This is a genomic window from Micromonospora sp. NPDC049801, assembly GCF_040656575.1.
Classification (GTDB): Bacteria; Actinomycetota; Actinomycetes; order Mycobacteriales; family Micromonosporaceae; genus Micromonospora.
This window is the reverse complement of the sequence record NZ_JBFAMS010000016.1, coordinates 97,412-122,288: the sequence shown is the minus strand read 5'-3', so window position 1 is coordinate 122,288 and position 24,877 is coordinate 97,412. Positions and strand designations below refer to the sequence as shown.

Below are 24,877 nucleotides of genomic sequence, written 5' to 3'. Positions count from 1 at the left end.
ATCGGTCAGCTCAACCGCCGCTCTGGCGGGCACGAGCGCAGCGAGGAGAGGTCATGACCACCCATCCGGACCCGGTACGGGACACTCCGGAGGCGTACTCCGCCCCGGCGCAGCCGACCGAGCCGCCGGCGCAGCCCACCGCCCCGGCGGTCGCTCCCGCGCAGCCGGCGAGCGCCGACTGGACCGACGGCGTGGACACCGTGCCCCGTGCCGGTGGCACCCCGGGCGAGCTTCAGCCGTACACCGAGCTGGGCCTGCGCGACGACGAGTACGACCGGATCCGGCAGATCCTCGGCCGCCGGCCCACCCAGTCCGAGCTGGCCATGTACTCGATCATGTGGAGCGAGCACTGCTCCTACAAGTCGAGCAAGGTGCACCTGCGTCAGTTCGGTGAGAAGGCCCCGCAGAGCGATCGCCTGCTCGCCGGTATCGGCGAGAACGCCGGTGTCGTGCAGGTCTCCGACAAGCTGGCGGTGACCTTCAAGGTCGAGTCGCACAACCACCCGAGCTTCGTCGAGCCGTACCAGGGCGCGGCGACGGGTGTCGGCGGCATCGTCCGGGACATCCTCGCCATGGGCGCCCGCCCGATCGCGGTCATGGACCCGCTGCGCTTCGGCGCGGCGGACCACCCGGACACCGCCCGGGTGCTCACCGGTGTGGTCGCCGGTGTCGGCGGCTACGGCAACTGTCTCGGCCTGCCCAACATCGGCGGCGAGCTGGTCTTCGACCCGTCCTACCAGGGCAACCCGCTGCTCAACGCGCTCTGCCTGGGCGTGCTGCCGGTCGACCGGCTGCAGAACAAGGCCGCCGCCGGCCCCGGCAACGTGGTCGTGCTGATGGGCGCGAAGACCGGCCGGGACGGCATCGGCGGCGTCTCGGTGCTGGCCAGCGCCACCTTCGACGAGGGCAGCGAGGCCCGTCGCCCGGCCGTGCAGGTCGGCGACCCCTTCACCGAGAAGCTGTTGATCGAGGCGTGCCTGGAGCTGTACGACGGCCAGCTGGTCGTCGGCATCCAGGACCTTGGTGGTGCCGGCCTGACCTGCGCGCTCACCGAGACCGCCGCCGCAGCCGGCACCGGCATGCGGGTCTGGCTGGAGCGGGTGCCGCTGCGGGAGCCCTCGATGGACCCGCACGAGATCCTGGCCAGCGAGTCCCAGGAGCGGATGCTGCTGGTCGTCGAGCCGGACAAGCTCGACGCGGTGCTCAAGACCTGCGAGAAGTGGGGCGTCCTCGGCACCGCGATCGGTGAGGTCACCGCCCCGGAGCCGGACGGCCGCCCCGGTCGCCTGCTGATCACCTGGCGGGACCACCTGGTCGTCGACGTGCCGCCGGGTTCGCTGGTGGACGACGGTCCGGTGTACGCCCGTCCGATGCGTGAACCGGCCGACCTGATCCTGCTCCAGGCAGACCGTGCCGAGACGCTGCCCCGCCCGGCCGACCCGGACGCGCTGCGGGAGACCGTGCTGCGCATGATCGCGTCGCCGAACCTGGCCGACAAGACCTGGGTCACCGAGCAGTACGACCGTTACGTGCTGGGCAACACCGTGCTCGCCCAGCCGGAGGACGGCGGCGTGATCCGGATCGACGAGCAGACCGGGCTCGGCGTGGCGCTGTCGGTGGACGGCAACGGCCGGTACGCCCGGCTCGACCCGTACCAGGGCACCAAGCTGGCCCTCGCCGAGGCGTACCGGAACGTGGCGGTGACCGGCGCGAAGCCGATCGCCGTCACCAACTGCCTCAACTTCGGCTCGCCGGAGGACCCGGGCGTGATGTGGCAGTTCGCCGAGGCCGTGCGCGGCCTGGCGGACGGCTGCCTGGAGCTGGGCATCCCGGTCACCGGCGGCAACGTCAGCTTCTACAACCAGACCGGCGCCGCGGCCATCCACCCGACCCCGGTGGTCGGTGTGCTGGGCGTGCTGGACAACGTGGCCGACCGGGTGCCGATGGGCTTCGTCCCGCGTCCCAGCGGCGACCACGACCAGCTCTACCTGCTCGGTGAGACGAACGTGGAGCTGTCCGGCTCGGAGTGGGCCTGGGTGACGCACGAGCACCTCGGCGGCATCCCGCCGCAGGTCGACCTGCTCCGCGAGAAGGCGCTGGCCGACCTGCTGGCCGAGGCCGCCCGGGTGGGCCACCTCAGCTCGGCGCACGACCTGTCCGACGGTGGTCTCGCCCAGAGCCTGGTCGAGTCCTGCCTGCGGCGTGGCGTCGGCGCCCGGATCGCCGTGCCGGAGCAGTTCGCCGAGGGCTCGATGCCCTTCGTCTACCTGTTCAGCGAGTCCGCGACGCGGGCGCTGGTGTCGGTGCCGCGTGGCCACGACAAGGCGTTCGCGGCGCTCTGCGCCGAGCGGGGCGTGCCGTTCGAGCTGATCGGTGTCACCGACCCGTCCGGCGGGGCGCTCGAGGTGCACGGGCAGTTCCGGATCGGCCTGGACGAGCTGCGCGCCGCGCACACCGAGACGCTCCCGCGCCTCTTCGGTGGCACCGCCGCCGTCGAGGCTGTGCCGTCGGCTGTCACCGAGCCCGCCGTCGCCGAGGTGCCCGCCCCGGCCGCCGGCGTGGCGGGCGCGGTCGAGGCCGTGCCGCTGCCGGCCGCCCCGGCCGAGCCGGTGGACGCGTCGGAGGTGCTCTCCGAGCCGATCGCCTCGGCCGGCCCGTCGCCACAGACCGGGGCTGTCGACCCGATCGGGTCGCAGCAGCCGTCCGAGTCTGGTTCCGGTGCCACCGAGCCGTCGCCTGACGAGCGCTGAGGCGTTGACGGCGGCCGTCTACGGCCAGCCCGGGTCAGGCGCCAGGTTCGACTGGGGCCTGACCGGGGCGGCCGAACTCGGCCGGGTCTGCGCGGCGCTGGTGGTGGTGGACGTGCTCTCGTTCACCACCGCCGTGGAGGTGGCGGTCGCCCGGGGTACGCGGGTGCACCCCTTCCCGTGGGGTGAGCAGGCCGCCGAGTACGCGCTGCGGGTCGGCGCGGTGGCGGCGGTCGGCCGTCGCCGGGTGACAGCCGACCACCCGTGGTCACTCTCACCCGCCGCGCTGAGCGCCGCGCCGACCGTCGCGGACCTGGTGCTGCCCTCGCCGAACGGCTCGGCCATCAGCGCCGCCGCCAGCGCCACCGGGCTACCGGTGGTCGCGGCGTGCCTGCGTAACGCGCGCGCCGTCGGGCGTTGGCTGCGCCGCCAGGGGTACGGCACGACGGACGCCCCGATCGGCGTCATCGCCTCCGGGGAGCGCTGGCCGGACGGGTCGCTGCGCCCCTGCGTCGAAGACCAACTCGGTGCGGCGAGCGTGCTGGACGCTCTGTCCGGGGTGCCGGGCGGTCTCTCCGTGGAGGCGGCCATGGCGCTCGCCGCGCTGGCCAGCACTCCGGACGTACCCGCCGCGGTACGCGGCAGCGTCTCCGGCCGGGAGTTGACCGAGGGCGGCTTCGAAGCCGACGTCGACGTCGCCGTCCAGGTCGGCGTGTCCGAGGTCGTGCCGGTCCTCCGCCAGGGCGTCTTCTCCGCCGCCTGACCCACCCCGCACAGCACCCGCCCCCCGCAGCTCCCGTCCCCGGACGCCCGCCCCGGTGGCACCCATCCCGGCGGCGCCCGCCCCGGTGGCGCCCACGGCGATGATCATGAAGTTATTGCCCCGACACGCCGTGCGCGTGGGCAATAACTTCGTGATCGACGAGGTGGGACCGGGTGGGGGTGGGTGGGGGTTACGGCGAACGGCCGCCCGGTCTTCCGGGCGGCCGTTCGCGGTGCGCTGTGGGTAGTGCTGGTGTTAGTCGTCCAGCCAGTCGAGCCGGCGGCCGCCGCGCTCGGTGGGCGGGGGACTGTCCGGACGGGCCCGGCCACCCTGCTGCTGCTGGCCGTAGCCGCCCTGGTCGTAGCCCCGGTCGTCGTAGCTGCCGCGTTGCTGCGGGGGCTCCTGGCCGTAGCCGCCCTGGTCGTACCCGCCGCCAGTCTGGCCGTAGCCGCCCTGGTCGTAGCCCCGGTCGTCGTAGCCGCCGCGTTGCTGCGGGGGCTCCTGGCCGTAGCCGCCCTGGTCGTACGCGTTGGTCTGCTGGCCGTAGCCGCCCGTCGGCTCCGCCCCACGACCGCCGCCGTACGGGGCGGTCGGGTCGGGCTGGCCGTAGCCCTGGCCCTGCTCCGGCTGGTACACGCCGGTGGCGTACGGGTCGGCCGGCGCCGGGTACTGGGTGCTGTCGCCGGTGTACCGGCCGGTCGGCTCGTCGAAGCGCTCGCCGTAGCCGCCGGCTGCCCCACCGGCGGGAGCCGGCGGGTAGCCGCCCGCGCCGGCCGGCGCGGTGTAGTCACGGCTGCCGTAGCCGCTACCCGAGGAGGGCGCGCCGCCGTAGCCACCATCCGGGGCCGTAGCGCCGCCGTAGCCCGCGCCGGAGCCGGGTGCGGCGCCGTAGCCGTCCGCGCCACCGCCGTAGCCGCCGTCCGGCGTTGCCCCGGTGCCGTAGCCGCCACCCGAGGCGGGGGCGTTGCCGTAGCCGCCGTAGCCGCCCTGGCCGGGCTCGTCGTCGTAGCCGGTCCCGCCCCAGCCCTGCTGGCCCGCCGCGCCGTAGGGCTGCGCTGGCGCGCCGTACGGGTCTGGCGGGACGTCGTCGACGACCGGGCGGTGCATCATGGTCGGCGCCTCGCTCAGCGCCGCGCCGCCGACCATGGTCGGGTCGGGCGCGCCACCGGGGCGGTTGACCACCCGGGTCTGGTCGTCGGCCCCGCGGAAGGCCCCACGGGCCGCCGGCACCGCGCCGCCGGCACCGGCAGCGCCGGCCGCCGCCGGCTCGTCATCGTCGTCGCCGCTCTCGCGGCGCTTCATCCACAGCAGGACGATCGTGCCGACGCCGGCCGCGACGAGCAGGCCGCCGAGCAGGATGATCAGGTACGAGCCGAAGCCGCCGCCGTCGTCCTCCTTGCTGGCGTTCGCCGGGGCGCCCGGGCTGGCCTCCTCGGAGGGTTGGTCCTCGGCACCCTCCTCGGTCGCCTCGTCGGTGGGGGTGGCGTCGGCGGTGGGCGACGGGGTGGCGCTCGGCGTCACCTCGACCTTGATCTCCAAGGTGATCCGCTGGCCGGTGATGGTCTGCCCGGCGTTCGCGGTGAAGCTCTTGAACGCCTTGATGTTTTCGGAGGACGCACCCAGGTCGATCCGACCGGGAGTGATCGGGCTCTGACTGCTGCCCGTGAACTTGAAGTTGCCACTGCCATCGGCGACGGCGTCGTAGCGGTGACCGGCGGTGTCCTGGAGGAGGACGAACGCGTTCGGCACCGGCTCGCCGTCGGCCTTCTTGACCACCTTGCCGGAGACCGACTTCACCGTCTGGTTCTGCTGCGGCGGGGGCGGCGATGCGGCCTTGCCCTTAACGGTCAGGGAGACGTTGGCGGTGTCCGGGCCCGATGCGGCCTCCACCGCGACCGTGATGTTCGTGGTCGCATCGCCGGCGTTGTCGTTGGCCGCGATCCGGACCAGCACCGACCCCTTCGGGCCGCCCAGGCCGCCGCCGGAGAGTTTGACGTCGCCACAACCACTGGCGCAGCTGACGCCGGAGGGCAGCCCGGAGAGGCTGACCTTCGCGGATTCGTCATTGTCACCGCCAGTGATGCGCACGGTGATCGTGGCGTCGCTGCCGGCGTTCACGGTGACCGAGCCGGGGGAGACCTCAACGTCTGCGGCCATTGCTGGTGTGGCGGGGACGGCGAGCAGAGCGCCGGCAACCAGCGCTGCGACCACACCGGCCCGCTGCTTCCAGGCACGTCGGTGTGTTGACACGTCCACCGCCTTCCGGGCTGACGTCCCTCGACCGGCGGGGCGCCGGGCCGGGGATCATCACGGTACGAATACGCCGTCGGCCACTATGCCTTGTCTCACTGGATCGGCGCGACCCAGGGCCAACGTCAGGTGCTCCACCTGTGGGTCGTATCGTCCCGTCGTGTCCTCTCCGCACAGTAAGTCCGCCGCCGTCGTGGCGGCTCTGTCGGCGCTTGACGAGGGGCGTACGCCCGAACGGCCGGTACTCCGGGAGGCGGTCCGGTCCTTGTTGGCCGTCCTCACGGAGCGCGCCCCCGGCCGATCGGTGGAGGTGCGCGTTCCACCATACGGTGCGATCCAGTGCGTCCCCGGTCCTCGACACACCAGAGGAAACCCGCCGAACGTGGTCGAGATGTCGCCGCAGACCTGGTTGGAGCTCGCCACCGGTCGGCTCGGGTGGGCCGACGCGGTCACCGATGGACGTGTTCAGGTGAGCGGCATTCGGGCGGACATCTCGGCCTATCTGCCCCTCTAGCTGCGCCGATGTCCGAGTGATCGTGACTCTCGGCAGGGAAATCGTGACTATCTGTATTGACGCTGACTCGCGTACACTGTCAGGCGACGAGAGTGGTCCCGGCCGAGAAGTGTGGATCCGACCCGTGATCCCCGCCAGGCCGGTCCAGACCAGCATGAGGGAGCGGTAGTGCCCCGAGGCGACGGCCGGCTGAGCCACGACCTTGACCCCCAACGACCTGGCCCCCAGGATGCCTGCGGCGTCTTCGGCGTGTGGGCCCCCGGCGAAGAGGTCGCGAATCTGACCTACTTCGGCCTCTACGCCCTGCAGCACCGCGGCCAGGAGGCAGCGGGCATCGCGGTCAGCGACGGCTCGGGCGTGGTGGTCTACAAGGATCTCGGCCTGGTGGCCCAGGTCTTCGACGAGCCCACCCTGGCCAGCCTGCGCGGCCACCTGGCGATCGGGCACGCCCGATACTCCACGACCGGCGCGTCCAACTGGGAGAACGCCCAGCCGACCATCCGGTCGACCGATTCCGGCACGACCATCGCGCTGGCCCACAACGGCAACCTGGTCAACACCGCCGAGTTGGAGAAGGAGGTCGCCGAGCGCGGCCTGGTCGCGGACGGCTCGACCAACGACACCTCGCTGGTGACCATGCTGCTGGCCAGCCGCCCCGACCTGTCGGTCGAGGCCGCCGCGCTCGAGGTGCTGCCGCAGCTACGCGGGGCGTTCAGCTTCGTCTTCATGGACGAGTCGACGCTGTACGCGGCCCGCGACCCGCACGGCGTACGCCCGCTGGTGCTCGGCCGGCTGGAGCGTGGCTGGGTGGTCGCGAGCGAGACCGCCGCGCTGGACATCGTCGGCGCGAGCGTGGTGCGCGAGATCGAGCCCGGCGAACTGATCGCGATCGACGAGGAGGGGCTGCGGTCCACCCGCTTCGCCGCGCCCGAGCCGAAGGGCTGTCTCTTCGAGTACGTCTACATCGCCCGCCCCGACGCGACCATTGCCGGGCGGAACGTGCACGCGGCGCGGGTGCAGATCGGCCGCCAGTTGGCCAAGGAGCATCCGGTCGAGGCCGACCTGGTCATCCCGGTGCCCGAGTCCGGCACCCCGGCCGCGATCGGGTACGCGGAGGCGTCCGGTATCACCTACGGCGCGGGCCTCATGAAGAACCCGTACGTGGGGCGGACCTTCATCCAGCCGTCGCAGACCCTGCGTCAGCTCGGCATCCGACTCAAGCTCAACCCCCTGCGGCAGAACGTGCGTGGCAAGCGGCTGGTGGTCGTGGACGACTCGATCGTGCGCGGCAACACGCAGCGGGCCATCGTCCGGATGTTGCGCGAGGCGGGGGCGCTCGAGGTGCACGTCCGGATCTCCTCCCCGCCGGTGAGTTGGCCGTGTTTCTACGGCATCGACTTCGCCACCCGGGCGGAGCTGTTGGCCAACGGGTTGGACAACGACGGCATCCGGCGTTCCATCGGCGCCGACACGCTGGGTTACGTATCGCTTCCCGGCCTGATCGCCGCGACCGAGCAGCCGAAGACCCGGCTGTGTCGGGCGTGTTTCGATGGGGAGTACCCGATCGAGCTGCCGGCCGGCAACCTGATCGGCAAGCATGTGCTCGAAGGGATGGGCCGCCGGGTCGCCAACGCGACGCCGGAGGCCCCGGAGAGCTTCGGCTCGCTCGTCGCCACTCCGGGTGGCGTGACCGCAAACCGCCCGTAGCACCAACCGGCGCGGCCCGGCCACCGCCGGCGCGGCACCGAGAACCACAAAAGGGGAGAACCGTGACGCACGTGTCCGAGCGCAGCGGCGCAGGAAGCAGCCCGAACGGCGCTGGCAGCGACCACCAGCCGTGGACGGGCGGTGCCGGCCGCCAGCGGGGCAAGCGTTCCGTCTCGTACGCCGACGCCGGGGTCTCCATCGACGCGGGCGACCGCGCGGTCGAGCTGCTGAAGTCGAAGGTGCGCGAGACCCGGCGCCCCGAGGTGCTGGGTGACCTCGGCGGCTTCGCCGGCCTGTTCCGCCTGGACACGAAGAAGTACAAGAACCCCATCCTGGCGTCCTCGACCGACGGTGTGGGCACCAAGCTGGTCATCGCCCAGCAGATGGACATCCACGACACGGTCGGCATCGACCTGGTCGCGATGGTCGTCGACGACCTGGTGGCCTGCGGCGCGGAGCCGCTGTTCCTGCTCGACTACATCGCCACCGGCGAGGTCGTTCCGGACAAGGTGGCCGAGATCGGCGCGGGCATCGCCGACGGCTGCCGGTACGCGGGCTGCGCGCTGCTGGGCGGCGAGACCGCCGAGCACCCCGGTGTGCTGCGCCCGGACGAGTACGACATCTCCGCGACCGGCGTCGGTGTGGTCGAGGAGGCCGACATCCTCAGCCCGGAGCGCGTCGAGGTGGGTGACGTCGTCATCGCCATGCGCTCCTCCGGCCTGCACTCCAACGGCTACTCGCTGGTCCGGCACGTGCTGCTCGGCGCCGCCCGGATGCGACTGGACATCGTGATCGACGACTTCGGCCGGCAGCGGACCCTCGGTGAGGAGCTGCTGACCCCCACCAAGATCTACGCCAAGGACTGCCTCAAGCTGATCGAGGAGGCCGAGGTGCGGGCGCTGTCGCACATCACCGGCGGTGGCATCCCGGGCAACCTGGTGCGGGTGCTTCCCGAGCACGTCGACGCGGTGGTCAACCGGTCCACCTGGAAGCCGCAGCCCATCTTCGACCTGATCCAGTCGAAGGGCCGGATCGACGACCAGGACATGGAGTCGACGTTCAACATGGGCGTCGGCATGTTCGCGATTGTCTCGGCCGAGGACGCCGATCGCGCCCTGGCCACGCTGACCGGTCGTGGGGTCGAGGCCTGGCAGGCGGGCGAGATCATCGAGGGCACCGGCAACGTGCAGATGGTGGGTCAGCACACCCGCGGCTGATCACGCTCCGGTGACCGTACGGGCACCTGATCAGGGCTTCACCCGAGTGGCCGGCGCCGCCTAGCCTGAAAGGCTCGGGCTGGGCGGAGGAGGGTGATGGCTGCTGGGGAACCGACGTTCAGCGGGATGCGCGGGCTGGCCGCCGTCCCGTCGTACGTCGTCATGCAGCCCACCACGCTGTGCAACCTCGACTGCGCGTACTGCTACCTGCCGTTCCGGTCCGCCGACCGGCGGATGTCGGTGCCGGTGGCCGAGGCGGTGGCGGCGGCGGTCAACCCGTGGGCGGCCTCCGGGCGCTTCTCCGTCGTGTGGCACGGCGGCGAGCCGCTGGCCGCCGGTCGGGAGCACCTGGCCGCCCTGATCGCGCCCTTCGGGCCCGAGGTCGAACACCACGTGCAGACGAACGCCACGTTGATCGACGACGAGTGGTGCGAGTTCTTCGCCCGGCACGAGATGCGGGTCAGCGTGAGCGTGGACGGGCCGCGTGAGCGCAACGGCGACCGGGTCAACCGTGGCGGTCAGCCGGCGTACGACCGGATCCTGCGTGGTGTGGCCGCGCTGCGCCGGCACGACCTGCCCTTCTCGGCGCTGGCCGTGGTGTCCCGGCCGTCGCCGGGCCTCGCCGCGGAGCTGTACGACTACTTCCTCGATCTGGGCTGCGACGTGCTGGGCATCAACATCGAGGAGACCGAAGGGGTCAACACCCGCGACAACAGCCACGACCCGGCGGCGGTGACCACGTTCTGGGCCGAACTGGTGGCGGCCTGGCGGCGGGCGCCCCGGATCCACCTGCGCGAGGTCGAGTGGTCGCTGCGGTACGCGGCGGCGGTCCTCGACGGCACGGCGGACGGTGTGCTGCCCCGCCGGCTGGATCCGATACCCACCATCGGGCACGACGGCTCGGTGACGGTGCTCTCCCCGGAGTTGGCCGGCTTCACCGACCCGCGCTACGGCGACTTCAGCAGTGGGAACGTGCTGACCACTCCGCTGGCCCGGATCCTGGCCGGTGCCGCGTCGACCTCGTGGGTCGGCGAGTTCCTGACGGGGGTGGAAGCGTGTCGGGTGTCGTGCCCGTATTTCGGCTTCTGTGGTGGCGGTCACGCTGCCAACCGTTACTTCGAGCTGGGGCGTTTTGACGGTACGGAGACCGAGCACTGCCGCAACAGCAAGATCCGCCTATTGGAGGGAGTGTTGGAGCATGCCCGAGATCACCAGTCACCGGCGGCCTGAACGCGAAGCGGACGATGCCCCGGACGACGTCACCGAGCGCGTGCGGGAGGCCGCCCCCGGGCTTGTCGCGCTGTTGCAGGAGGCCGCGGACGCACGGCGGCTACGGGCCGAGGTGGCGGGCGGAGACGGCGTCAGCGCGGTCTGCGCGTGGAACCACTTCGAGAACATCCCGACGTTCTACAACTGGAACAACCGGCCGCGCTAGGGCGGCCGTGATCAGGGGCCTGTCGGCCAGACGGGGTAGTCCCCGGCCAGGGCAGGCCCCTGATGATCGGCACCGATCTCGCTCCCGAAGGACACATGCGTGAGCACGCGGGGGTTACCGCGTGCTCAACTACGTCGAGAGGTCAGCGGGTCGGACGGACCCAGGGATCGGGGTCGTCGTCCGCGTGATTCTCATCATCGTCGTCGACGAACTCTTTTGAGTCGTCGTCGAAGTGGTGCTCAGACTTACCAGCACCCGCCAGTTCGCGCTGCAAGGCGGTGAGGTCGGTGTTCGGGGAGTGGTACTTCAACTCCCGGGCCACCTTCGTCTGCTTGGCCTTAGCACGGCCGCGCCCCATGGCTCGACCCCCTCGCACAGAATGCGGGGCAGCCCGAAGGCGGGCCCCGATGACGTCAGGCATCTCTCGTGGCTCTTACGGTACATGGGGATGCCATCGTTCGGCACCTCGGGTTACCGTCAGCCGGCTCTGCGCGTCGCGGCGATCCGGCCGTCACCCAGTGTACCTGGTAAGGAGCGGAACGGAGAGCACCCGTGACACCGGGCAAAACACGCCAAACTTGACCCGGGCCTCAGCCTACCGAGTCGGGCCGGTACAGGAGGCCCGGAGGCGGATCCCGGTCGATCCGCCTCCGGGATGCCTCAACGCAGGTGGATCGTGCGCAGCCGACCGACCTCGGCCATCCGCCGCTCGGCCAGCCGGTCCGCGGCGACCGCGGGCGGCACGCCCTCGTCGTCCGCCAGGCGCAGGATCTCCCGGGTGGTGTCGTAGATCCGGGTGGCCCGCAGCTTCGCCCGGTCGAAGTTGAAGCCCTCGATCTCGTCGGCCACCTGGATCACGCCGCCGGCGTTGACCACGTAGTCCGGCGTGTAGAGGATGCCGCGGTCGGCCAGCAGCTTCTCGATCCCCGGGTGCGCGAGCTGGTTGTTCGCCGCGCCGGTCACCACCTTGGCGCGCAGCGCCGCAACGGTGTCGTCGTTCAGCGCGCCGCCCAGCGCGCAGGGGGCGTACACATCGATGTCCGCGGCGACCAGCGCGCTGGCGTCGTCCACCAGGGTGACCTGCGGGTGGTTGGCGCGTACCCAGGCCAGGGCCTTCGGGTTGACGTCCGTGGCGACCACCTCGGCGCCGTCGTCCAGCAGGTGCCCGGTCAGGTATTTACCGACCTTGCCCAGGCCCGCCACGCCGACCCGGCGACCGTTCAGGCTCGGCGTGCCCCAGACGTGCTCGGCGGCCGCCCGCATCCCCTGGAACACGCCCCAGGCGGTGAGGATCGACGAGTCGCCGGCGCCACCGTGCTCCACGCTGCGGCCGGTCACGTAGCGGGTCTCGCGGGCGATGATGTCCATGTCGGGCACGTAGGTGCCGACGTCGCAGGCGGTGTAGTAGCGGCCCGCCAGCGACTCCACGAAGCGGCCGTACGCGCGCAGCAGCGCCTCGCTCTTGATCTGCTCCGGGTCGCCCCAGATGACGGCCTTGCCGCCGCCCAGGTCCAGGCCGGCGAGCGCGTTCTTGTACGCCATCCCACGGGACAGGTCGAGCACGTCGGCGAGGGCGTCGTCCTCGCTGGCGTACGGGTAGAAGCGGGTGCCGCCGAGCGCGGGCCCCAGCGCGGTGGAGTAGATCCCGATGATCGCCTTGAGGCCGCTCTGCTTGTCCTGGCAGAAGACGACCTGTTCGTGACCGGTCGATACCGGGTCGTCGGTGCTCGCGAATACGCCCATGACTGGCTCCTACGATGGTGTGCGTTCCTTGTGGGACGCGGACCTGGTGGACCCCGGCGGGGATGCTGCCGGTGTGATCGAGCCTAGTATCGGCCGCCGTGCGACCGCCCGACGTGCCGCCGCCGTCCCACGGTGCGGGGCGCGCGGTCCGCACCGCTGGCCGCGCCGGGGTGCGGTTCATGGGAGGATCGCGCGGTGCCGTCGCTCTTCGCTTCTTACCTGCGCGTGTACGAGCCGCTGACCGCCTTCGACCGGGACCGGCAGAGTTACTGGCGTCGCTATGTCTCGGAGGGACGGGCGATCGCCCCGGTCGAGGGACCCGGCCGGCAGCGGACGGCGGTGATCGAGGCGCTGGGCGCGGGCTGGACCCGCCTACCCGACCTGCCCGAGGAGGCGTACGTCCTGGAGACGGACGACAGCCTGCTGGTCTGCCCCTGGAACCTGCGCATCCGGGTCGCTGAGGCGGCGCTCAACGCCCGGGACGGGGTGCCCCCGGTGCTTGCCGACGCCTTCGTGCCGCCGGTGCTCGCCGGGCAGGCCCGAGCGGTCGTCGACGACTGGCGCAGCGGCGCCCGGGTTCTGGAGCACGGGGTGCCCCGGGTGCACGAGCAGATCGCCACCTGGGGCGTACCCCTGCGGTGGTTCGTGCTCTTCGACCCGACGGAGCGGGACCTCGTCACCCAGCCGGGCCGGCGGGCGCTGCGCTACCGGACGGAGATCTCCAAGGCTCGTCGTCGTTCGTCCCGGGCGTTGTCGGTGCTGCGTAAGTCGGTGGGCGAGGCGCCGATCACCGAGGCGGTCCAGGAGGCGGCGCGCTGGCTCGAGGAGTTCCACCCGGGCTCGGTGGTGGAGCTGGACTACGGCGGCCTCGTCGACCTGCTCTCCGATGAGACTCTCGCCGCCGACGACTCGCCGGAGCTGGTCGCCGGTGGCCTCGCGGGCCTGTCGCGGGGGGAGGCGGACGAGGCGTCGGCCGCGTACGACAAGTTGGTGGCCCGCTGGCGCGCGGTGCAGCTCCTGGAGCGGTGCAACTAGGGCAAATCGCCCCTAGGAGCGCTCCCAAAGCGAGGGTGTCTCGTAGTTGACGCATCACGAACCGTGATCATGAGTCCGAATAAGGTACTTTCTGCCGTGTAAAAGTCGTAAAAATCGGGCATGGTTCATCCGTCCGTCTAGGGACCTTCATCCGTTCGGCCCATGTCGGACATCGGGGACTAGCCGGACCATGGGAGACGCGTCGGCCGGCGGGACCCCGGCCGATGTCTATACATGTGGAGGAGTGACCGATGGCATCGCGAACGCACGAACCAGAGCCGCTGCTCACACCGGCCGAGGTGGCGTCGATGTTCCGTGTCGACCCGAAGACGGTGACCCGGTGGGCGAAGGCGGGCAAGCTCAGCGCCATCCGCACCCTGGGTGGCCACCGTCGATACCGCGAGTCGGAGGTCAGGGCGCTGCTACAGGGCCAGATCCCGCAGCAGCGGCAGGGCGACTGACCCGATAGAGGTTTCCGGAAAGGGGCGGTGGATTTCGATCCACCGCCCCTTTTCATGTCCGCTCGGCTCCGACGGTGGCGCGTCAGTCCGTGTCGGGGCCGGTCAACGTCACCCGGATGCCGACCGTGCCGCCCTCACCGCGACGGAACCGGCTGCCCAGCAGGCTCAGCCGACCGATCAGGCGGTACTTGTGCTTGAGCAGGTCGCGAACCCGGCCCGTGTCGCGGCCACCGTAGAGGCTCGCGTGGGCGGGCACCTCCGCGCCGTGCGGCCGGCCCCGCACGTCGCACGGCGCAACAGTCACCTCGCCGTTGTGGCGGATCCGCTTGACCTTCCCCGAGTCGGCGCGGGTCCACACCGCCAACGCGTCGCCGTCGCGGACCGCCCAGACCGGGGTCGGCACCGCCCGGCCGTCCTTGCGGAAGGTCGTGAGCAGGATGTACTTCTCGGCCGACAGTCGGTCCAGGGTGGTCACGCCGCCAGGATAGGCCGCTGCGGGCCACTGAGCGGCCAGATAGCGTGAACGGCGTGACGGGGGAGCCTGGAATTGGTGACGTGGTCGGTGAACTGCTGCGGGACACGCTCGCCGTGGCGACCGGGGTCGGGCCCCGGCCGATGGTCGGCGGTCGGCTGCCCCGGCCGGTCATCGAGATCATCGAGCGGGACGACGGCCTGATCAACGGCGCTCCGGCGGCGCACTACCTCGACGGGCCGGCCGACTGGCAGCCGTACGACCACCGGGCCGTCGACCGGGCCCGGGGCGAGACGCTTGACGTCGGCACCGGGGCCGGCCGGATCGCGCTGCTGCTCCAGGAGCGCGGCGTACCCGTCACCGGCCTCGACACGTCGGCGGGCGCCCTCGACGTGAGCCGACGGCGTGGCGTACGGCGGCTGGTGCACGCAACGGTGGACACGCACGTCGCCGACGGCCGGCGCTACGACACGTTCCTGCTGCTCGGCAACAACCTCGGGCTGTTCGAGGGGCGCGAGCGGGCCCCGGCGTTCCTCGCCGCGCTCGCCGCGCTCGCCCGACCGGGAGCACAGATCATCGCGCACGGCACCAACCCGTACGGCACCCGCGACCCCGTGCACACCGGCTACCACGAGCGCAACCGACGCCGGGGGCGGCTCGGCGGCCAGCTCCGGCTCCGGCTGCGCTACCGGGAACTCGGCACCGAATGGTTCGACTACCTGGTCTGCTCGCCGGACGAGTTCGCCGAGCTGGTGCACGGCAGCGGCTGGCGGTTGATCGATGTGGACGACCGCGACGCCCCCTACTACCTGGCCACCCTGCGCCTCGCAGGCTGAGCGACGGCTCCCGCGCCGCGACGGACGCGGGAGCCGTCGTACGACTCAGACCTGAACGGTCGGGGGCAGCGGCTCGGGCGGGAGGCCGCCGTCGCCGTCGACGACCTCGTCGGGGGTGCCGTCCTCGTCGAGGTCGACCATGGTGATGTCCACCTTGCCGTCACCGTCGGTGTCGAACTGGAACAGGTCGGCCTTGCCGTCGCCGTCGGTGTCCACCACCCACACGTCGGTCTTGCCGTCGTTGTTGGTGTCGGCGCGCAGCAGGTCGACCCGTTCGTCGCCCCGGGTCTCCACGGTTTCGGAGTCGGTCGTGACGCTCTCCGGTGCCTGGCTCATCTCGATGCGGTCCTTCCCTTGAGTTGACGGGCCGTACGTACCCGATCCCGCGCTCCCCCACGCATCGGCGGGGTACCGGGCTGTCTAGGGTCGCACCATGAGCGAGCGCAGCGGGCCGAGCACCCGGGCCGGCGTGGCGGAGACCCCGCGCGCCCACCGGGACGGACAGGGAGGCGTGATGAACGATCGTTTCGTGGTCGTCGGTGCGGGCACGATGGGGCTCGGCATCGCGTACGTGGCGGCCGGCGCCGGTCACGCCGTCGAGCTGGTCGAGGTGGACGCGGACCGGGGCGCGACCGCGCTGACCCGGCTCGCCGACCTGTGGGAGCGCGCGGTGCAGCGCGGCAGGCTGACCGCCGACGAGGCCGCCGCGTACCGGCAGCGGGTGATCCTGCGGCCGAGCCTCGCCGACGTCGCCCCCGCCCCGGGAGTGGTCGTGGAGGCGGTCCCGGAGCGGCTGGAGCTGAAGCGGGCGGTGCTGCGCGACGCCGCCGCCCTGAACCCGGCCCTGCTCGGCAGCAACACGTCCAGCATCGCCATCGGCGAGCTGGCCGCGGCTCTGGACGCGCCCGAGCGCTTCCTCGGCCTGCACTTCTTCAACCCCGTCTGGGCGATGGCGCTGCTGGAGATCGTGGTCGGCCCGGCCACCGCCGAGGAGACCACCACCGCGGCCGTCGCGCTCGCCGGCCGGCTGGGCAAGGACCCCGTCGTGGTACGCGACATGCCCGGCTTCGCGACCTCCCGCCTCGGGGTCACCCTCGGGCTGGAGGCGATCCGGATGGTCGCCGACCAGGTGGCCAGCCCCGCCGACATCGACAAGGCGATGGTGCTCGGCTACCGGCACCCGATCGGGCCGCTGGAACTCACCGACCTCGTCGGCCTGGACGTGCGCCTCGACATCGCCCGTACCCTCCAGGCCGCGTACGGGGACCGCTTCGCGCCACCGGAGCTGCTGGTGGAGATGGTGGCCGCCGGACGGCTGGGCAAGAAGTCCGGGCACGGCTTCTACCGCTGGGAAGGTGGCGTCAAGCAATGAGTGGTCTGCGGATCGAGGAGCGGTCGGACCGGCTCGTGGTGACGCTGGCCCGACCGGAGAAGCGCAACGCCATCGACGCCGACCTGATCGCCGAGCTGCACGAGGTCTGCGCCGAGTTGGAGGCCCGTCCCCGGCTGCTGCTCCTGACCGGCGGCGCGGAGGGCATCTTCGCCGGTGGCGCCGACATCGGCCAGCTCCGCGAGCGGGGCCGCACGGACGCCCTGGCCGCGATCAACTCGGCGGCCTTCGCGCGGATCAGGGCACTACCCATGCCGAGCGTGGCCGCCGTGGACGGGCCGGCGCTGGGCGGCGGCGCGGAACTGGCGTACGCCTGCGATCTTCGGGTGTGTACGGCCCGGGCGGTGTTCGGCCAGCCGGAGGTGCGGTTGGGCATCCTGGCCGGCGCTGGCGCGACCCACCGACTGCCCGCCCTCATCGGCGAAGGTCGGGCCAAGGAACTGCTGTTCACCGGCCGTCGGGTGGACGCGGCGGAGGCCCTGCGGATCGGTCTGGTGAACCGGGTGGTGGACGAACCCGGCGAGCTGCTGACGACGGCGCACGGGCTGCTGGACGAGATGGCCCAGGCCTCGCCCCTGGCGTTGCGGCTCACGAAACTGGCCGTCGACGCGCCCGCCGCCGCGCACCCGCAGCTCGACCTGGTGAGTCAGGCGGTGCTCTTCGAGGACGAGGAGAAGCACCGCCGCATGACCGAGTTCCTGGAACGCCGCCGGGCCCGCTGACGCGGCAAACGGGAACGGCCGCACCGGCTGTCGAGCCGGTGCGGCCGTACGCGGTCCGCAGGTACTGCTCAGTGCCGGATCTGCACCCCGCTGTCGGCGAGCGCCCGGATCACCTGGGCCGACTCACCGAAGCCGATGATCAGGACGGCGTCCGCACCGAACTGCTTGATCTCCTTCGCGCCGCCGGAGAAGTCCACCGGCGCGGCCTTGGCGTCTGCCGGCGGGTCGTACGTGAGCAGCTTGAGTCGGTCACCGGGAATGCCGGCCTTCTCCAACTCGTCACGGACGGTGGCCTGCAGGCCCTCACCGTAGGAGTCCTTACGGGCGACGATGACGATCTTCTGCGACCCGTCGCGGAGGACCACGTCGGCCAGCGCCCGGCCCTGGAGGCTGTCCGGTGGGGCGGTACGGAAGTAGAGGCCCTTGTCCTCGACGTCGGTCAGGCCGGCGTCGGTGTTCGACGACGAGAAGAGGATCTTCCCGGCCTTGACCACGTCCGGCAGCACCTCGCGGGAGATGCCCGACGCGCCCGCGCCGATGATGATGCTGACCCCGTCCGCCACGTGTTTGGCGACGGTCGCCTTGGCTACCGCCGGGTTGGTGCCGTCGTCGCCGTCCTTCCACGTCACCGGCTTGCCCAGCGCGCCGCCCGCGGCGTTGATCTCCCGGATGGCCAGCGCCGCGCCGGCCGCCATCGGCGGGTACGCGATCGCCAGGTCGCCGGTCTTCGGCAGCAGACCGCCCACGATCAGCGGCTTCTGGTCGTCGGCGTCACCGGGGCGCGGCTTCTTGCCCTTCGGCGGCGTCTTGGTGCTCGCCGCCGACTCGGAGCCCGCGCCGACGAACTCGGTCTTGCCGTCGTTGAGCTGCTGGCCGTCGAAGGTCAGCGTGGCGTAGCTCGCGGTGGCCGGCTCACCCTTGTCGGTGAAGCCGGCGCGGGTCAGCGAGACGCTGCGGTACTCGATGTCCTGCCCGGCCCGGGCCAGCGTGAGGCAGGCGGCCGGGGTCTCGCAGCGCTGTCCGTTGTTGGTCACGCCGACGATCTGCTTGGCGATGGCCGCCGGGTCGGTGCTGCCGGCCAGTTGGGCGGCGAGCACACCGATGACCACCGCGTCGTACGTCTCGGCGGAGTAGAGGTAGTCCGTCAGCGCCGGATTGACGGACCGTAGCCGGCCCTTGAAGTCTTCGGGCAGTGGGGTGAGTGGCGTGGTCCCCTTCATTCCGTCGACGAGGTCGGCGCGTTCCTTCAACTCCGCTGGGTAGGAGTTGAGCATGTTGCCGTCCGTGCCGTAGAGGCGCACCTGTTGGGCGCTCCCCTCCTGGGCCTTGTCATCCCCGCAAGCGCTTGTGGCGAGCAGGATCGTCGCGCAGGCAGCCAGTGTGGCCACCCGCGAGCGGCGTGATACGAGCATGGTCGTCCTTCCTCCGGCGAAGGTCCGCTGCGCACATTAGCGTGCCCGGGCCGGTCGCGGGACCGTGGAGGCGGCGCAATGCGTAGGTAGCTCACTGTGAATACACACAGTGACGGAAGTGCCGTGGCTTGACCCCCCGTCCTACTGTGCGCTGCGTGACGGACCTACCACAGCAGACGTTCGACGACGCGACCGCCGTGCTCCGATCGGCGCTGGCCGGGGACGGGGACGCCGTGACGGGTACGTTCGACGCCGTCGTCGACCGGGCCGGCCTGTCCGGGGCGTACGGGGTCGCCTGGTGCCTGGCCGCGACGATGGTCGGTGACGCGCCGACGAGCACCGGATGCGCGCTGGAGTTCCCGGGCATCGAGCAGGCGGACTACGACACCCGCTGGGTGGCCCGCTTCGTGAGCGCCTACGCCAACCGGGACGTATCGACCGGCGAGGCCCTGTTCGGCGCGGCGGCGGCCGACGGGCTGCTCTCCGACTGCCTGCTCACGCTCGCCGGCTCGACGATCGCCACCCTGCGCAGCCGCGCCGAGTGAACGCGGCACCCGCTTCGGGTGCCGCGTCCGCGCGGGCCGTTCAGAAAGCGTGGTACGCGACCAGCGGCTCGTACTCGTAGCGCAGGTTGTCGAAGCGGACCCGGAAGTTGACCCCGTCCCGGACGTTCGTCGCGACGACGGTCCAGCCGGAGTTGGCCGGCAGGTAGGTCCAGTAGTTGCAGTTGCTGGTCTTGTCGATGAAGATCACGCAGGCTTCGGTGGCGTACGCGCTGGTGTTGCGGACGTTGATGTCGCGGCAGCGGGTTGTGGTGCGGTACGGGCCGGCCTGGCCGCCGTAGCCGCCGGTCTGGAAGAACGAGCGGACCGCGCCGCCGTAGCAGGTGGCGAGCGGCGCGAAGAGGTTCGGCCCCGAGGTGAAATCGGTGGCGTCGGCGCTCGGGGTGGCCGTGGCGGCCTGGGCGGGTGCGCCGGTGGCGAGCAGCGCGGCGGCCGTGGCGACGGCGAGCAGGCGAGCGGTCGGGGATGACATGCAGGCGGCCTCCGAAAACAGTTAACTGACTGTCCGTATTGGACGGACGAGCTGACCGTGACGATGATACTGATCGATTAATCGCGGCGTGGTCCGGGATCGTCGGTCGGGTGTGATAGCTCTGGGGCATGTCCGAGGCCATGCTCAGCAAGGTGCGCAAGCTGCTCGCCCAGGCCGAGGATCCGGCCTGCACTCCCGCCGAGTCGGCGGCGTTCACCGCCAAGGCGACCGAGCTGATCGCCCGCTACGGCGTCGACAGGGCGCTGCTCGCGGTCCGCGACCCGACCAGCGACCCGGTCGGCGACCGCGTGCTCGACATCGTCGCCCCGTACGCGCGGGACAAGGTCGGCCTGCTCGCGGCGGTCGCCGAACCGCTGCGCTGCCGCTGCGTCCGGCGTAAGCAGGGCAACGGCTTCGTCGCCCACCTGTTCGGCTTCGCCAGCGACCTCGAACGCGTGGACCTGCTCTTCACGTCGCTGCTCGTACAGGCCGCACACGGCCTGGCGGCCACGGCGGTGCCGGCGGACGACCATCCGGCCGCCTTCCGGCGCTCCTGGCTCGCGGGCTTCGCGGAGGTGATCGGGGGGCGGCTCTGGGCGGCCGAGTCCGCGGCGGCCAGCGAGTCAGGCGCCCCGTCGATGGCGTTGGTGCTCGCCGACCGCTCCGACCGGGTGCAGCGACGGCTCACCGAGGAGTACCCGCGACTGCGTACCGCCCCGGCTCGTCGCCTCGGCGGCACGGGCTTCGGCTCCGGCGCCGAGGCGGGCAGCCGCGCTCACCTGGGCGGCCATAATCTCGACACCAGCCGGGTCGGTCGACAACTCGGCCACTGACCCCGGCCCGGCGCAGCGCGGCTTGGCGCGGCCGGGCCCGGCGCGGCCCGGCCTGGATCAGCCCGGCCCGGCGCGGCTCAGGCGGTGTGCGGGCCGCCGCGCGACACCGTGGCGAGATAGCGGGTCAGCAACTCGTGCCAGCCCGCCGTGAGCGCCTTGCGATAGCCCTCGGCCGCCTCGCCGTGCCGGTCGAAGTGCCGGTGCTCCAGCTCGACCCGGGTCCGTTCGGGGCCGTCCGGCAGGAACAGCACCTCGACCTCGCTCGCCTTCGCCGGATCCGGCACCGGCACCCGGTCCGGCCCGAGCTGCCAGGCGAAGACCAGCCGTCGAGGCGGATCCCACGTGAGCACCCGACCCCAGTCGGCCCGGAAGCCGTACGGGCCGATCTCGTAGAGCATTCCGCCGGCCCGGGGCTCCATGCCCAGCTCGGCGAGAGCTTCCGGACCGGACCAGGTGTACTCGGTGACCCACCACTCGGTCAGCTCGTCGGTGAACACGGCGAACGCCCGCTCGGCGGACCCGGGGACGAGGAGACTGCACCGTAAGGAGAAGCGCTCCAGGTCCTGCCGAATGTCGGCCGGATCAGCCATCCCCTGTCCCATAGGCCCGGACCATACCGGCTGATGCCCGGGTGTGCAGCTTCCGCAGTGCCCTTTTCCAGACAGTGGGTTGCCGAGTCGTCACGCACGGGATGGCCCGCCGGAAAGCGGGTAACCGCGCCGGACGGCCCGGACCACCGGGTTCGGCGCACGGGCGGAGCGGGAGAGCATGAGCGAGAACGCGCAGCAGCGACGGCCGGAGCGGGACGCCGACGCCGGAGAGCCGGACGTCCTCCTCGACATCCCGAAGGTCTCGGTCGACTCGATCCGGCTGGCCGTGGACGGGCTGGACGCCGACATCTCGCTGCGTGCCCGGCTGGCCAACCTGCTCCAACTCGACGCGGGCGTACGGGTCCACCTGCACGGCGTCGAACTGGACATCGACGGGGTACACGCCGAGGCGCAGCTACGGGTACGACTGGAGCAGTTGGTGACACTCCTCGGCCGCGCGCTCGACACCATCGACAACAACCCGCAGGTCATCGAATCCCTCGCCCAGGCGGGCGGCGGTGCGCTCGACGACGTCAACCGGAGCGCCCAGCAGGTCGCTGCCGGCGCCACCGAGGTCAGCGCACTGGCACAGCACGCCCGCGTACGCGACGATCTGGCCCGACGAACGGATGCGTCCGGCGGCGACCAGCCACGAGTACGACCCGCCCGCCCGGTGAGTCCGTCGGCCGGTCCGCCCGTCTCGACCCCCGCTCCGGGCCCGTCCGGCGCTCCTACCGGTGGCCGAGGTGACCGGGAGCAGCCCGAGGGCGCTCCGAGCGGTGGTGGACCGTCCGGCGGCGGTCCGGCTGGGGCTGGTCGGGCTGGTGGCGGCCCGGCGGGGCGCGGCGAAAGCGGCCAGGGTGGTCGGGCTGGGGGCGGCCAAGCCGGCGGCGGACCCTCTGGTGGCGGGCCGACCGGTGGTGGTGCCCAGGGCGGCGGCCAGCAAGGTGGTGGTGGTGGCCAGCACGGCGGTGGACAGCAGGGTGCCGGCCAGTACGGCGGCGGACGGCAAGCCGGTGGGCAGCAGGGCGGCGGAGGCGGCGGGCAGGCTGGCGGTGGTGTCGCGGGTGGGGCGCAGGCGGCGGCCCAGAGCGCGGCGCAGCTCGCCGAGCAGGCCGGCGAGAGCCTCCGGCAGGCGGGCCGCAGCGTGTGGGAGGCGATCCAGGGTGGGATCGCCCAGCACCGCCAACAGGGCCGCGACGACCAGTGACCGGGCTGCCGTGCGCCGGCCCGTCCGACGGGGCCTCGGGCGAGAGTTGATCGACTCGACTGCGGGCGATGTGGCGCTCATCGCGTCCAGGCGACGAACCTCTCGTGCAACTCGTTCGCCGGGGTGTCCGGCATCTCCTCGAGCGCGGCGTGCAGCAGCGAACCCATGTACATCGACAGGCCGATCCGGTTGTCGTGCTCCTCGTACGTCTCGGCGAGGCGCATCCGCGCCGAGTCGCACGGCCAGGGCGTGGAAGGGTCACACGTCAGGCAGTCCCAGTCCGGCCGCCGCGGCAGGTGCTCATCTTGCAGGTGGTTCGCGAGCGCCCGGACCGAACGCTGGCCGAGCTCGATACGGACCGCGCGTACGGTGGTCGGCTCCTCGCCCATCACCAGATGCCGCCGGCACGGTGAAGCTGTCCAGGGGTGAGCAGCGGGGACGCGGTCGTCATGAGGGTGGGGCCGGCCCACGTGGGCGGAGCGGGGTACGCGCCGAAGCCGTGCGGGTAGCAGGTGGCCGGGCCGGTCTGGTCGAGCTGCGCGAGCCGGCGTCCGTGCCGGCGGAACGGATTGCGGATCCTCATCGCGGGTTGCCCTCTCTCCTCATCAGGACTGAGGTGGCCGGCCGGCCTCTCTCGGCGCGGCCGCCCCCGTCCTTCCTTGGTCGCGCCGGCTTCCCGGCGTTGGCGGGCGACGTGCCCGTCGACTAACTGGCTTGAGCCAGTAGTGGCTTAAGCCAGCTTGGTGAAGAGGCGAGCATCTGTCAATAGCTGGCTTGAGCCAGTAGCGGTAGCCTGGGATCACCTCGAGGAACGGGTGATCCGATGAGTAATCAGGAAGAACGGCAGCCGCCGAGCCGCCGCATCGCCGAGGAGCTACGGGCCGCGATCATTCGCGGCGATCTCGTAGACGGCGACCAGCTTCCTTCCGAGCGCGAATTGGCGTCCAGGTACGCCACTGCCCGCAACACGGCGCGCGAGGCGTTGGGCATCCTGCAAGCCGAAGGGCTTGCGCAGGCTCAGCACGGCCGAGGCGTCTTCGTACGTCAGCGACGGCCGCTGGTGCGGATGGGCCGGGACCGGTACTCCCGACGAGCACGGAACGAGACCGGCCTTTCGCCGTTCCGAATCGAGGTCGAGCGACAAGGGCGAGTCCCGCACACGGAGTGCCGGTCAGTCACGACCGTGCAGCCACCGCCTGAGGTTGCCGAGCGACTCGGACTGGACGCCGGTCAAGAGGTCGTCCGGCGCGAGAACTGGTACTTCGCTGACGACGAACCGGTGCAAGTCGCGATCACCTACATCCCCACGGCGGTGGTCGAGGGGTCGCCGCTGGCGAGTGAGAAGAAGCTCGGTCGAGGCAGCATCTACCAGCGGTTCGAGGATCTCGGCTACCCGATCGTGCGTATTCGCGAAGAGGTGAGCTCCCGCATGCCGACGCCCGAAGAAGTGAAGGGCCTGGCGATGCCGCCGGGCGTGCCCGTGATCGAGGTTCTGCACACCAGCACCGACGGCGAGGGACGAGCGTTCGAGGTGACGCGGTTCGTCATGCGAGCCGACGTGAACGGATTGGACTACGAGATGCCCGTTGAAGACTGACCACCAAGGCGTCACCCGGACGGGCATCGCTCGGGTGGCTGCTCTGGCGCTGCTGTGGGGTTCCAGCTTCCTATGGATCAAGCTCGCACTGCGGGGCTTCAACCCGGTGCAGATCGTGTTCGCCCGGCTCTTTCTCGGTTTCGTGATCCTGGTGCCCATCGTCCTGTCCCGGGGGTTGCGCTTCCCGAGCGAGCGACGTGTCTGGGGGCACCTGTTCGTCGCGGCCCTGATCTCCAACGCCGTGCCGTATGTGCTGTTCGGTAGCGGGGAGGAGACGGTCGGATCGAACGTGGCAGGCGTGCTGAACGCGACCACGCCGCTGTGGACGCTGCTCCTAGCCTTCCTCGTCGGCGTCGACCGCGCCGTCACCGTGAGGAAGACCGCGGGGTTTGCCCTCGGGTTCCTTGGCGTAGTGGTCATCTTCTCGCCGTGGGAGTCCGCGGGTGAGATCGCCAGTTGGGGGGGCCTTGCCTGCCTCGCCGCCGCCGCCAGCTACGGACTCGGCTACGTCTACATGGGCAGGTTCCTGGCCGGCCGCGGAATCCCTCCGCTCATGCTGTCGGCGGCCCAGCTCGGCGCAGCCACCGTCCTGCTCGCCCTAGCCTTCCCGTTCGCAGGATTGGACACACCGACATGGCGACTCGACGCCGTCGCAAGCCTGCTCGTCCTCGGCGCACTCGGGACCGGAGCCGCGTACGTCCTGAACTACCGCATCATCGATGACGAAGGCCCGACCGCCGCATCGGTGGTCACCTACCTCTTGCCCATTGTCGCCGTGATCCTCGGTGGGATCTTCCTGCACGAAGCCGTCACCGTCGCGATCGTGGCCGGCATCGCCCTGGTCCTCGCTGGGGTCACCCTCACCCGGAAGCGGTCAGCCGAGAAGCGGTAGCAGCCTGCCTGTGGAT

At 71.6% G+C, this 24,877-nt stretch carries 27 protein-coding genes; 17 read left to right on the top strand and 10 right to left on the bottom strand.

What is annotated here, in order from left to right:
* The first annotated feature begins 53 nt into the window (after positions 1-53).
* Positions 54-2,750 (top strand): phosphoribosylformylglycinamidine synthase subunit PurL, encoded by a 2,697-nt coding sequence (purL, locus tag AB0I89_RS26490; RefSeq protein ID WP_357132140.1) that lies wholly within the window; start codon positions 54-56, stop codon positions 2,748-2,750.
* Between the two features lie 4 nt (positions 2,751-2,754).
* Entirely contained in the window at positions 2,755-3,510 is a 756-nt protein-coding gene (locus AB0I89_RS26485; protein WP_357132267.1) for a 2-phosphosulfolactate phosphatase, read from the top strand.
* 255 nt (positions 3,511-3,765) lie between these two features.
* Here the strand turns inward: AB0I89_RS26485 and AB0I89_RS26480 are convergent, their stop codons facing one another.
* Complete coding sequence (locus AB0I89_RS26480; protein WP_357132137.1) at positions 3,766-5,760, bottom strand: carboxypeptidase-like regulatory domain-containing protein; 1,995 nt, start codon at positions 5,758-5,760, stop codon at positions 3,766-3,768.
* Positions 5,761-5,920: 160 nt separating this feature from the next.
* Here AB0I89_RS26480 and AB0I89_RS26475 point away from each other — a divergent pair, with 160 nt between their 5' ends.
* The 5 genes from AB0I89_RS26475 (at position 5,921) to amcA (ending at position 10,633) form a co-directional block, all read left to right on the top strand.
* Positions 5,921-6,274, top strand: coding sequence for a sterol carrier family protein (locus AB0I89_RS26475; RefSeq protein ID WP_357132134.1), 354 nt, complete (start codon positions 5,921-5,923; stop codon positions 6,272-6,274).
* A gap of 168 nt (positions 6,275-6,442) precedes the next feature.
* Positions 6,443-7,981, top strand: coding sequence for an amidophosphoribosyltransferase (gene purF, locus AB0I89_RS26470; protein WP_355048409.1), 1,539 nt, complete (start codon positions 6,443-6,445; stop codon positions 7,979-7,981).
* 62 nt (positions 7,982-8,043) lie between these two features.
* A complete protein-coding gene (gene purM, locus AB0I89_RS26465) occupies positions 8,044-9,198 on the top strand; it encodes a phosphoribosylformylglycinamidine cyclo-ligase (protein WP_355048408.1) in 1,155 nt (384 codons plus the stop codon).
* Positions 9,199-9,324: 126 nt separating this feature from the next.
* On the top strand, positions 9,325-10,428 hold the full coding sequence (gene amcB, locus AB0I89_RS26460; RefSeq protein ID WP_357132264.1) for a cyclophane-forming radical SAM peptide maturase AmcB: 1,104 nt from the start codon (positions 9,325-9,327) through the stop codon (positions 10,426-10,428).
* Positions 10,397-10,633, top strand: a complete 237-nt coding sequence (gene amcA, locus AB0I89_RS26455) for a multiple cyclophane-containing RiPP AmcA (RefSeq protein WP_357132129.1) — start codon at positions 10,397-10,399, stop codon at positions 10,631-10,633. Before amcB ends, amcA begins: the two co-directional genes overlap by 32 nt.
* 142 nt (positions 10,634-10,775) lie before the next feature.
* Here the strand turns inward: amcA and AB0I89_RS26450 are convergent, their stop codons facing one another.
* The gene (locus AB0I89_RS26450; RefSeq protein WP_007454329.1) at positions 10,776-10,991 is read right to left on the bottom strand and encodes a DUF3073 domain-containing protein; all 216 of its coding nucleotides are present in this window, start codon (positions 10,989-10,991) and stop codon (positions 10,776-10,778) included.
* Positions 10,992-11,293: 302 nt separating this feature from the next.
* Positions 11,294-12,376 (bottom strand): Glu/Leu/Phe/Val dehydrogenase, encoded by a 1,083-nt coding sequence (locus AB0I89_RS26445; protein ID WP_357132126.1) that lies wholly within the window; start codon positions 12,374-12,376, stop codon positions 11,294-11,296.
* 195 nt (positions 12,377-12,571) lie between these two features.
* On the opposite strand from AB0I89_RS26445, the gene AB0I89_RS26440 reads away from it, so the two are divergent.
* Positions 12,572-13,411 (top strand): hypothetical protein, encoded by an 840-nt coding sequence (locus AB0I89_RS26440; protein ID WP_357132123.1) that lies wholly within the window; start codon positions 12,572-12,574, stop codon positions 13,409-13,411.
* 251 nt (positions 13,412-13,662) lie between these two features.
* A complete protein-coding gene (locus tag AB0I89_RS26435; protein ID WP_007073996.1) occupies positions 13,663-13,872 on the top strand; it encodes a BldC family transcriptional regulator in 210 nt (69 codons plus the stop codon).
* Between the two features lie 82 nt (positions 13,873-13,954).
* On the opposite strand, the gene AB0I89_RS26430 is transcribed toward AB0I89_RS26435, so the two are convergent.
* Complete coding sequence (locus AB0I89_RS26430; RefSeq protein ID WP_357132120.1) at positions 13,955-14,347, bottom strand: PPOX class F420-dependent oxidoreductase; 393 nt, start codon at positions 14,345-14,347, stop codon at positions 13,955-13,957.
* Positions 14,348-14,400: 53 nt separating this feature from the next.
* Here AB0I89_RS26430 and AB0I89_RS26425 point away from each other — a divergent pair, with 53 nt between their 5' ends.
* Positions 14,401-15,180, top strand: a complete 780-nt coding sequence (locus tag AB0I89_RS26425; protein WP_357132117.1) for a class I SAM-dependent methyltransferase — start codon at positions 14,401-14,403, stop codon at positions 15,178-15,180.
* A gap of 45 nt (positions 15,181-15,225) precedes the next feature.
* On the opposite strand, the gene AB0I89_RS26420 is transcribed toward AB0I89_RS26425, so the two are convergent.
* Positions 15,226-15,516 (bottom strand): hypothetical protein, encoded by a 291-nt coding sequence (locus AB0I89_RS26420; protein ID WP_357132114.1) that lies wholly within the window; start codon positions 15,514-15,516, stop codon positions 15,226-15,228.
* A gap of 178 nt (positions 15,517-15,694) precedes the next feature.
* On the opposite strand from AB0I89_RS26420, the gene AB0I89_RS26415 reads away from it, so the two are divergent.
* Positions 15,695-16,552 (top strand): 3-hydroxyacyl-CoA dehydrogenase family protein, encoded by an 858-nt coding sequence (locus tag AB0I89_RS26415; RefSeq protein ID WP_357132261.1) that lies wholly within the window; start codon positions 15,695-15,697, stop codon positions 16,550-16,552.
* Complete coding sequence (locus tag AB0I89_RS26410) at positions 16,549-17,292, top strand: enoyl-CoA hydratase/isomerase family protein (RefSeq protein WP_357132111.1); 744 nt, start codon at positions 16,549-16,551, stop codon at positions 17,290-17,292. Before AB0I89_RS26415 ends, AB0I89_RS26410 begins: the two co-directional genes overlap by 4 nt.
* A gap of 68 nt (positions 17,293-17,360) precedes the next feature.
* Here AB0I89_RS26410 and AB0I89_RS26405 read toward each other — a convergent pair whose 3' ends face one another.
* A complete protein-coding gene (locus tag AB0I89_RS26405; RefSeq protein WP_357132108.1) occupies positions 17,361-18,704 on the bottom strand; it encodes an ABC transporter substrate-binding protein in 1,344 nt (447 codons plus the stop codon).
* 155 nt (positions 18,705-18,859) lie between these two features.
* On the opposite strand from AB0I89_RS26405, the gene AB0I89_RS26400 reads away from it, so the two are divergent.
* Positions 18,860-19,249: a hypothetical protein gene (locus AB0I89_RS26400; protein ID WP_357132105.1), complete on the top strand. Its 390-nt coding sequence runs from the start codon at positions 18,860-18,862 to the stop codon at positions 19,247-19,249.
* Positions 19,250-19,289: 40 nt separating this feature from the next.
* Here the strand turns inward: AB0I89_RS26400 and AB0I89_RS26395 are convergent, their stop codons facing one another.
* Positions 19,290-19,739 (bottom strand): hypothetical protein, encoded by a 450-nt coding sequence (locus tag AB0I89_RS26395; protein ID WP_357132102.1) that lies wholly within the window; start codon positions 19,737-19,739, stop codon positions 19,290-19,292.
* A 128-nt stretch (positions 19,740-19,867) separates the two neighbouring features.
* On the opposite strand from AB0I89_RS26395, the gene AB0I89_RS26390 reads away from it, so the two are divergent.
* Positions 19,868-20,572: a DUF2786 domain-containing protein gene (locus AB0I89_RS26390; RefSeq protein ID WP_357132100.1), complete on the top strand. Its 705-nt coding sequence runs from the start codon at positions 19,868-19,870 to the stop codon at positions 20,570-20,572.
* A gap of 77 nt (positions 20,573-20,649) precedes the next feature.
* Here the strand turns inward: AB0I89_RS26390 and AB0I89_RS26385 are convergent, their stop codons facing one another.
* Positions 20,650-21,174 carry an SRPBCC family protein gene (locus AB0I89_RS26385; RefSeq protein ID WP_355048395.1) on the bottom strand — a complete coding sequence of 175 codons (525 nt, stop codon included), beginning with the start codon at positions 21,172-21,174 and terminating at the stop codon, positions 20,650-20,652.
* A 166-nt stretch (positions 21,175-21,340) separates the two neighbouring features.
* Between AB0I89_RS26385 and AB0I89_RS26380 the strand changes: the two genes are divergently transcribed.
* The gene (locus tag AB0I89_RS26380; protein ID WP_357132096.1) at positions 21,341-22,372 is read left to right on the top strand and encodes a hypothetical protein; all 1,032 of its coding nucleotides are present in this window, start codon (positions 21,341-21,343) and stop codon (positions 22,370-22,372) included.
* Positions 22,373-22,449: 77 nt separating this feature from the next.
* Here the strand turns inward: AB0I89_RS26380 and AB0I89_RS26375 are convergent, their stop codons facing one another.
* Positions 22,450-22,761 (bottom strand): hypothetical protein, encoded by a 312-nt coding sequence (locus AB0I89_RS26375; RefSeq protein ID WP_357132093.1) that lies wholly within the window; start codon positions 22,759-22,761, stop codon positions 22,450-22,452.
* Positions 22,761-22,955 carry a hypothetical protein gene (locus tag AB0I89_RS26370; RefSeq protein ID WP_357132090.1) on the bottom strand — a complete coding sequence of 65 codons (195 nt, stop codon included), beginning with the start codon at positions 22,953-22,955 and terminating at the stop codon, positions 22,761-22,763. Before AB0I89_RS26370 ends, AB0I89_RS26375 begins: the two co-directional genes overlap by 1 nt.
* A 240-nt stretch (positions 22,956-23,195) precedes the next feature.
* Here AB0I89_RS26370 and AB0I89_RS26365 point away from each other — a divergent pair, with 240 nt between their 5' ends.
* Both AB0I89_RS26365 and AB0I89_RS26360 read left to right on the top strand, forming a co-directional pair.
* On the top strand, positions 23,196-23,969 hold the full coding sequence (locus tag AB0I89_RS26365; protein WP_357132087.1) for a GntR family transcriptional regulator: 774 nt from the start codon (positions 23,196-23,198) through the stop codon (positions 23,967-23,969).
* Complete coding sequence (locus tag AB0I89_RS26360; protein ID WP_357132084.1) at positions 23,959-24,861, top strand: DMT family transporter; 903 nt, start codon at positions 23,959-23,961, stop codon at positions 24,859-24,861. Before AB0I89_RS26365 ends, AB0I89_RS26360 begins: the two co-directional genes overlap by 11 nt.
* The last annotated feature ends 16 nt before the right edge of the window (positions 24,862-24,877 follow it).

What these genes read in the sequence shown, in the direction of transcription:
- AB0I89_RS26395 (WP_357132102.1), bottom strand. Translation starts at nt 19,739, where the DNA reads ATGTCATCCCCGACCGCTCGCCTGCTCGCCGTCGCCACGGCCGCCGCG.
- AB0I89_RS26375 (WP_357132093.1), bottom strand. Translation starts at nt 22,761, where the DNA reads ATGGGCGAGGAGCCGACCACCGTACGCGCGGTCCGTATCGAGCTCGGC.
- purL (WP_357132140.1), top strand. Translation starts at nt 54, where the DNA reads ATGACCACCCATCCGGACCCGGTACGGGACACTCCGGAGGCGTACTCC.
- AB0I89_RS26405 (WP_357132108.1), bottom strand. Translation starts at nt 18,704, where the DNA reads ATGCTCGTATCACGCCGCTCGCGGGTGGCCACACTGGCTGCCTGCGCG.
- AB0I89_RS26370 (WP_357132090.1), bottom strand. Translation starts at nt 22,955, where the DNA reads ATGAGGATCCGCAATCCGTTCCGCCGGCACGGACGCCGGCTCGCGCAG.
- AB0I89_RS26415 (WP_357132261.1), top strand. Translation starts at nt 15,695, where the DNA reads ATGAACGATCGTTTCGTGGTCGTCGGTGCGGGCACGATGGGGCTCGGC.
- AB0I89_RS26365 (WP_357132087.1), top strand. Translation starts at nt 23,196, where the DNA reads ATGAGTAATCAGGAAGAACGGCAGCCGCCGAGCCGCCGCATCGCCGAG.
- AB0I89_RS26435 (WP_007073996.1), top strand. Translation starts at nt 13,663, where the DNA reads ATGGCATCGCGAACGCACGAACCAGAGCCGCTGCTCACACCGGCCGAG.
- AB0I89_RS26385 (WP_355048395.1), bottom strand. Translation starts at nt 21,174, where the DNA reads ATGGGACAGGGGATGGCTGATCCGGCCGACATTCGGCAGGACCTGGAG.
- amcA (WP_357132129.1), top strand. Translation starts at nt 10,397, where the DNA reads ATGCCCGAGATCACCAGTCACCGGCGGCCTGAACGCGAAGCGGACGAT.
- AB0I89_RS26410 (WP_357132111.1), top strand. Translation starts at nt 16,549, where the DNA reads ATGAGTGGTCTGCGGATCGAGGAGCGGTCGGACCGGCTCGTGGTGACG.
- AB0I89_RS26420 (WP_357132114.1), bottom strand. Translation starts at nt 15,516, where the DNA reads ATGAGCCAGGCACCGGAGAGCGTCACGACCGACTCCGAAACCGTGGAG.
- AB0I89_RS26390 (WP_357132100.1), top strand. Translation starts at nt 19,868, where the DNA reads ATGTCCGAGGCCATGCTCAGCAAGGTGCGCAAGCTGCTCGCCCAGGCC.
- AB0I89_RS26445 (WP_357132126.1), bottom strand. Translation starts at nt 12,376, where the DNA reads ATGGGCGTATTCGCGAGCACCGACGACCCGGTATCGACCGGTCACGAA.
- AB0I89_RS26450 (WP_007454329.1), bottom strand. Translation starts at nt 10,991, where the DNA reads ATGGGGCGCGGCCGTGCTAAGGCCAAGCAGACGAAGGTGGCCCGGGAG.
- amcB (WP_357132264.1), top strand. Translation starts at nt 9,325, where the DNA reads ATGCGCGGGCTGGCCGCCGTCCCGTCGTACGTCGTCATGCAGCCCACC.
- AB0I89_RS26380 (WP_357132096.1), top strand. Translation starts at nt 21,341, where the DNA reads ATGAGCGAGAACGCGCAGCAGCGACGGCCGGAGCGGGACGCCGACGCC.